Below are 5,417 nucleotides of genomic sequence, written 5' to 3'. Positions count from 1 at the left end.
TGCGCCGGCATCCGACAAGGATCGATCGAGGCGCAGCCAATCCAGCCCCATGGGTTTCGCCGCCGACGACGACCTATCGACGCCGGCAAGAAAGAAAATCCGCGTAAGGCGCACAGCCGCCGTTGGACGCGCTGCCCAGCGGAAAGCTGCGTTACGGCAGTATGGCGCCCGCCGCGGGCGACCGCTTCGTAAGCCGGCCTGGTCGACGATCAGCGGGACGAATGCAAGAGATCGGCACGAATTGAACAGCGGAATGGCAATTTGAAGGTGAGCGGGACGCATGTTTACTCCTCGTCGGTCCACACGGGAATGGCGTGGGCGATGACGGCGGACAACGGCAGAGGACCGAAGTAGCGGCCATCAAAAGAGTCCTCGGACTGCAAGTTCATGAGAAAAATCTCGCCTTCGCCGAGGACGTTGCACCCCTGCCAGACCGGCAGTGGTCGGCCACGGGCATCGCGCTCGCGCGCTTCGCCCACTTCGATCCCATCGACCAGGACGGTTGCCCCCTTTCTGCAGACGGTTTGCCCGGGAAGCGCCAGCACGCGCTTCAACATTGGGACGCCGATCGGCAAATAACCATTCAGATCGAGGAAGGTCGCGAGCGGTTCCGGCGGCAGGACGGCGACGAGCTCAGTGACGTGGAGCTCTCCAGTCGGACGCAGGCGATAGAGACCGAGAGGAACGCTGTCCGAGACGTTCCACAGGAAAATCGGAAGCGGATTTGCGCCGATCATCAAGAACGATAGCACGACGCTAATGACCACTGCCGTGATCGCCGAGACTTGTCCTTTCATGGCGCGATCTTCTGTCGGTGAAGCCATGCCTGGTGCCGCGATGCGGTGTAGAGCCGCGGAGTTTCGTTGACGGAAAGACGGTTGTGGACATGCCGCCAATAGTCCGGCGCGGCGTCGGCGGGATCGATCCCGAGTGCTTCCACGGCATCGATCAGCTGCAGGACCTGCTCCACCTTCGGCCAGCCTGAAAGCCGCAACAGGATCTCGCCGCCGGGTTGCACATAGGGGACCGTCGAGCACGGCTGGCCGGGCGCCACGGCGCGTAGGATGTCGATCCGCGACAGGATCGTACCGAAGTCGTTGGAAGCCCAGCGGACGAACGCGAAGACGCTTTCGGGATCAAACGAAAGGACGCGTCGGCGCCGATCAAGGATGTGCTCGGCGACGAAGCGACCAAAGCGAATCCGGTTTTCGATCCGCTTCTCGAGCCACAGCAGCTCGACGTGAGTGAGCCCGTTCATGCCGGTGCTCCCTGACTGCGGTAGCAGCGCATTGAAAGCTCCAACGACTGAGACGTAAGGCTCGCTGGCAGCCGACGTCGCCATCGCTCCAGCAAGGGAAAGCGCGTCGCCCTCCCCTTCGTTGCGATCTCCCGAAGGAACCGAACGGGCGGTCCGTTAGAAAAAAATCCGAAGGATTTTGAGTTAGGAAAGTTACGGGGGCGGCAAACGCCGAAGAGACAATGGCTTAGAGCCGATTTCGGTCCCCGATGGCACGAGGATCCGGTCCCCGATCGCATGAGCATTCCCGTCCCCGATAGCACGAACGAATTCACAGCTTTTCCTCCGGCGAAGCGATGAGACCGCGTCGGAGCAACCGTTCGACAAAGGGATCGACGGGATCCGGCGCAAAGTTCAGCCGCTCGGCGCCATTCGGGTCGCGCGTGATCAGAAGCTGATAGCCGGGCAATGTCTGGCGGCGGACGATCTCACGCAGGTCATAGGCAAAATGCTTGAGCGGCGAGAGGCTGCCCGACTTGGCGTGGAGATAGACGAGATCAAAACTCCAGCCGCCCGCCTGATGGCCCCCATGCTTGCGAACCAGGCGGTAGAGCCACCGCTCGAGCCCACCCATCAGATCGAAATATGCTCTGTCGATGGTCAGGACGAGTGCGTCGTCCAAAACGCCGGAATAGAACCAGTCCGGAAGGATCAACTGCAGGCCGGATGGCCTCCCGTGCGCGTCGGCCATCTCCTTCCATTCATTGATCCAGGAGAAGCGATGCCGCCGGCGCTCGGTCGGCTGTCGGATCGAGGTCAGCACGGTCGTCGACTGAAGCCGGTCGAGACCGGCCCTCAGCCGATCGTAATCTCGCGCCCCGGTGCCGCGGCCGACGAACGTCAGGATTTCGTAAGGGGTGGCGGCCATCAGACGCGAGGTCTTCAGGCCCGCGTCACGGGCTTCCACGATCTGCGACGCCGCCCAGATCAGAACGTCAGCATCCCAGATCGTGGCCATGCCGTGTTCGGGCACGGCTTCGACACGGATGGTGATGGGGCCAGCGCGGAAATCGATCGGCACAACGCGCTTGGATTTTGCCAGCGAAAAGAACGGATATGCCATCAGATCCTGCGCATCGCGAGGCGCGAGATCGCCCGGAAGCGCACGAAAGAGCTCAAGCTGATGGCGCTCGGATTGACGTCTCTTCCGCATTGTCATTGCCCTGCTCATGACAATCAGCGGCGTTCCTGGCCGGCGTACGGGCGCAGCCCCGGATGCTTCTTGGCGGGCAGCACGGTCCCCTTGCCGGGATCGGCGGTCGAGGTCTTGGCGCCAAGATCGGCCCAGGCCTTGAGATCATCGAGCGCATAAACGACGCGCCCGCCGATCTTCCGATAAGTCGGGCCGGTGCCGTAGGTCCGGTGTTTCTCGAGTGTGCGTCCGGACAGGCCGAGATATCGGGCAGCCTCGGACGTTCTGAGAAAGCGTGGCGGCAACCCGGCGATCGGATCGGGCATCTGGCAACTCCATGACAGCGGCGCGCGCTTGCAGAAGGGATGGCGCGTCGATGACCATCCTGGAGGAGTGCAGAAGCGGAGGTGGATGCCGAAAACCGAGGGGGGCGTTTTCGGCACCCCCCGGAAATTGGGCTATCTGTCCCTGCGTCTCAGCCGCAAGAGGTCGCGGTAGCCGCCTCGCATCAAGTCAAGCCCCATCTGCACGAGGCGAATGGTGCGGCTGCGGAGGTCATGGGTCTTCCAGGCACGAGCGGAGATACGCACCGGTCCAAACAGCCCTTCCGCGATGGCTCGATAAGAGGCGCCTTCCTGCCGGCCGTCGAGCGCGCGCAGTGCCAACTCCAGGCGCGCGCGACGTTGCGGCGTGAGGTCGTCCAACGCAGGGCCGAGGGGCCGGTCATTGAGCGCACGCCAGAGTCGTTGGGCCGCACGGTCTCGTGTCTCGAAATCGTCATCCAGCGACAGCTTGACGTGATAGCCGACACGCTCGATCGGCTCGGCCTCAAGCCAAAGACGATGTGTGGCTCCGCCCAGCCGTAATACAACATACCATCCATCGGGAGCTGACCGCAGTTGATCCGGCGGGAGGCCGGTCAAGTCCAACGGCGCGACGAGGGTCGGCGGAGCAGCTTCCTCCATTGCCAAAACGGCAGGCAAGCTCTCGGGCGCCCAGAAGACGGGCTCGGAATTGAATGAGCGGTGAGGGTTAGCGGCGAAAGACTAAGCCCCATTCGCTTCGAAAGTCGGCTGACGCGGCAGCTTGTGGTTCCTTTAGAGATCGATAGGCCTGCCGATATTCCGAATCTCGACGAAGGTACTCCCAGGCAATGCTCGCATTCTCCGCGTTGTTCGTATGGTAGGCCTTGGGCGACCGCCAATCGAATTCCGGCATCGTGCTGTCCTCATGTGTGGTGGCCGCGCGAGTGCAATGCAACAATTAGAGCTATTTATGATTGTTCAAATTCGAAAGATCGCCGCTCGGTAACTTGATGGGGATAAGCTCGAAGAAGACGAATAATGTGTTCAACCCAAGCCTATTGACAATCGGCGCGGCGCCAAACTCAATCCGGACGCCGCAACAGATGACGATAGCCATGGCGCGCCATCCACTTTGCACGTGCCAGATGGGTATCGAAGGCACGGCGTGCACGATCGGGTTCTCGATCGGGGTCGAGATGAAGAACGACGCGCGCAACCTCGCGCCAATCGGCATTGTCTTCTTCGGCGTCGAGCAAGCGCAAGTACGTGACGAGATGTTCCTCGTCATACGCTGTCAGCACCGGATCGGTGGGCGCGGAATCCGCAACATCGGGATCGAGCGGAGGTGACGGCATCAACTGATTCCAGGGCGGGCAAGGCTGTGTTCGGCCCCGCCAGAGTTAGCCACGCTTTAGTCCCATTCGGACCGTGGTACCACTTACCAAGAGTGGTCCTCCTTACAGGCAGGAAACACGCAAGCAATCCGACTTTGGATAGAGATCAACGATCTCGCGTCCTCTATTGAAGCTCTTTTGTCGAAAATACTCCGTGGTGAAATACTCTTCAAGCCGATGCCCTCTCGGAGATGCATATCCGAGAGATTCTCGCGCTCAATCTGAGGCGGCTGCGGCACGAGAAGGCCCTGTCGCAGGAAGAGCTCGCTCATCGCGCGGGAATCGATCGGACTTACATCAGTGCAATCGAGCGAAGCCTGTATGCGGTGAGCATCGACGTCTTGGACAAACTCTCCCGCGCGCTCGACGTCGAGGCAGCGGATCTTCTGAAGCGACCGCAGCAAACCGGCAAAGAAAAGAAAAAGAGTCGCGGCCCGGACGGTTCCTAAACCTCCAAGCACGACGAAAATTGGGCGATCGTGCTGACGTGTCTAACATAGGCCCTATCCAAGCTAGCAACCAACAATTTGATTTGGACCCCGTCAAATCTTGGAAATGAGCAATAGACATCCTGCCTCTCGGCGGCATAAGGCCCCGATGGCATTCCCGATGGGGCCCCTGCCGCGCGCCGACTTCAGCTTGGCAGCGCTGGCAGGCCGTGCCACCCTCTCACCTTGGAAGGCTGTAGGGGGAGATTATGGTTTTGTACCTCAGCGTTCCGTATCTGTGGTTGGTTGCAATCGCTCTGTTGCCGGCCGCGACGGCGGCGCGGGCTGATGACGAGGCGCGATGTCGGGAGCTGACTCGGCAGTTCCAAGACACTAAATCGCAGATGACGGCAATCGAGGTGTCTCAGACCTTGTTTTCGGCCACGGATGCCAATTGCGTACCGCTTGCCACCGAGCTCCTGGACTTCGGCGCGTCGGTCGACGCGCGCGATCGCCTGGGCGCAAGGCCGCTCAGTCATGCGGCCCGCCTCGGCAACATCGAGATCGTTGATCTCCTGCTGGCACGCGGCGCTCCGATCAATGCGCGCAATCTGCCCGGGGCGACCGCCCTGTATTTTGCCGCCGAACGCGGTCATGCCGCGATCGCGCAGCGACTGATCGAGCGTGGTGCCGACGTCAATCTCGTCGGGCGCAGTGAATTGTCTCCGGTTGCCGCTGCAGCCTATGGAGGGCACGATACGATTGTCGAGATGCTGCTTGCGCATGGAGCCGACGCGCAGGTTGTGGATGCGACGGGCAAGCCGGCCATCGTGTACGCGGCGGGGACGGGACGGCTCGATG

10 protein-coding genes are annotated in these 5,417 nt (G+C 61.4%); 2 read left to right on the top strand and 8 right to left on the bottom strand.

The genetic code is table 11. From position 1 onward, the window contains the following. From JOY90_RS15570 to JOY90_RS15535, 8 genes are all read right to left on the bottom strand, one after another. The coding region (locus JOY90_RS15570) for a hypothetical protein (protein WP_291692009.1) at positions 1 to 282 on the bottom strand (282 nt) is incomplete at its 3' end. Positions 283 to 284: 2 nt separating this feature from the next. Then, positions 285 to 797, bottom strand: coding sequence for a S26 family signal peptidase (locus tag JOY90_RS15565; protein ID WP_291692008.1), 513 nt, complete (start codon positions 795 to 797; stop codon positions 285 to 287). After that, the gene (locus JOY90_RS15560) at positions 794 to 1,258 is read right to left on the bottom strand and encodes a DUF2840 domain-containing protein (RefSeq protein ID WP_291692007.1); all 465 of its coding nucleotides are present in this window, start codon (positions 1,256 to 1,258) and stop codon (positions 794 to 796) included. The genes JOY90_RS15565 and JOY90_RS15560 overlap by 4 nt, the downstream gene beginning before the upstream one ends. A 310-nt stretch (positions 1,259 to 1,568) precedes the next feature. Next, positions 1,569 to 2,450, bottom strand: a complete 882-nt coding sequence (locus JOY90_RS15555) for a replication initiator protein A (protein WP_291692006.1) — start codon at positions 2,448 to 2,450, stop codon at positions 1,569 to 1,571. A gap of 23 nt (positions 2,451 to 2,473) precedes the next feature. Continuing rightward, positions 2,474 to 2,755, bottom strand: a complete 282-nt coding sequence (locus JOY90_RS15550; RefSeq protein WP_291692005.1) for a helix-turn-helix domain-containing protein — start codon at positions 2,753 to 2,755, stop codon at positions 2,474 to 2,476. Between the two features lie 132 nt (positions 2,756 to 2,887). Beyond that, the gene (locus JOY90_RS15545) at positions 2,888 to 3,394 is read right to left on the bottom strand and encodes a DUF2285 domain-containing protein (protein ID WP_291692004.1); all 507 of its coding nucleotides are present in this window, start codon (positions 3,392 to 3,394) and stop codon (positions 2,888 to 2,890) included. 67 nt (positions 3,395 to 3,461) lie between these two features. After that, positions 3,462 to 3,647 (bottom strand): DUF6499 domain-containing protein, encoded by a 186-nt coding sequence (locus tag JOY90_RS15540; protein WP_291692003.1) that lies wholly within the window; start codon positions 3,645 to 3,647, stop codon positions 3,462 to 3,464. 169 nt (positions 3,648 to 3,816) lie between these two features. Continuing rightward, on the bottom strand, positions 3,817 to 4,089 hold the full coding sequence (locus tag JOY90_RS15535; protein ID WP_291692002.1) for a DUF2285 domain-containing protein: 273 nt from the start codon (positions 4,087 to 4,089) through the stop codon (positions 3,817 to 3,819). Between the two features lie 230 nt (positions 4,090 to 4,319). Here JOY90_RS15535 and JOY90_RS15530 point away from each other — a divergent pair, with 230 nt between their 5' ends. Both JOY90_RS15530 and JOY90_RS15525 read left to right on the top strand, forming a co-directional pair. After that, a complete protein-coding gene (locus JOY90_RS15530) occupies positions 4,320 to 4,577 on the top strand; it encodes a helix-turn-helix domain-containing protein (RefSeq protein ID WP_291692001.1) in 258 nt (85 codons plus the stop codon). Between the two features lie 248 nt (positions 4,578 to 4,825). Then, positions 4,826 to 5,417, top strand: a 592-nt coding sequence (locus JOY90_RS15525; RefSeq protein WP_291692000.1) for an ankyrin repeat domain-containing protein, incomplete at its 3' end; no start/stop codon positions are given.

Origin of the sequence: Bradyrhizobium sp. (genome assembly GCF_019242285.1) — a bacterium.
Classification (GTDB): Bacteria; Pseudomonadota; Alphaproteobacteria; order Rhizobiales; family Xanthobacteraceae; genus Bradyrhizobium.
Note: the sequence above shows the minus strand (reverse complement) of the source record. Positions and strands in the feature narration are given on the sequence as shown.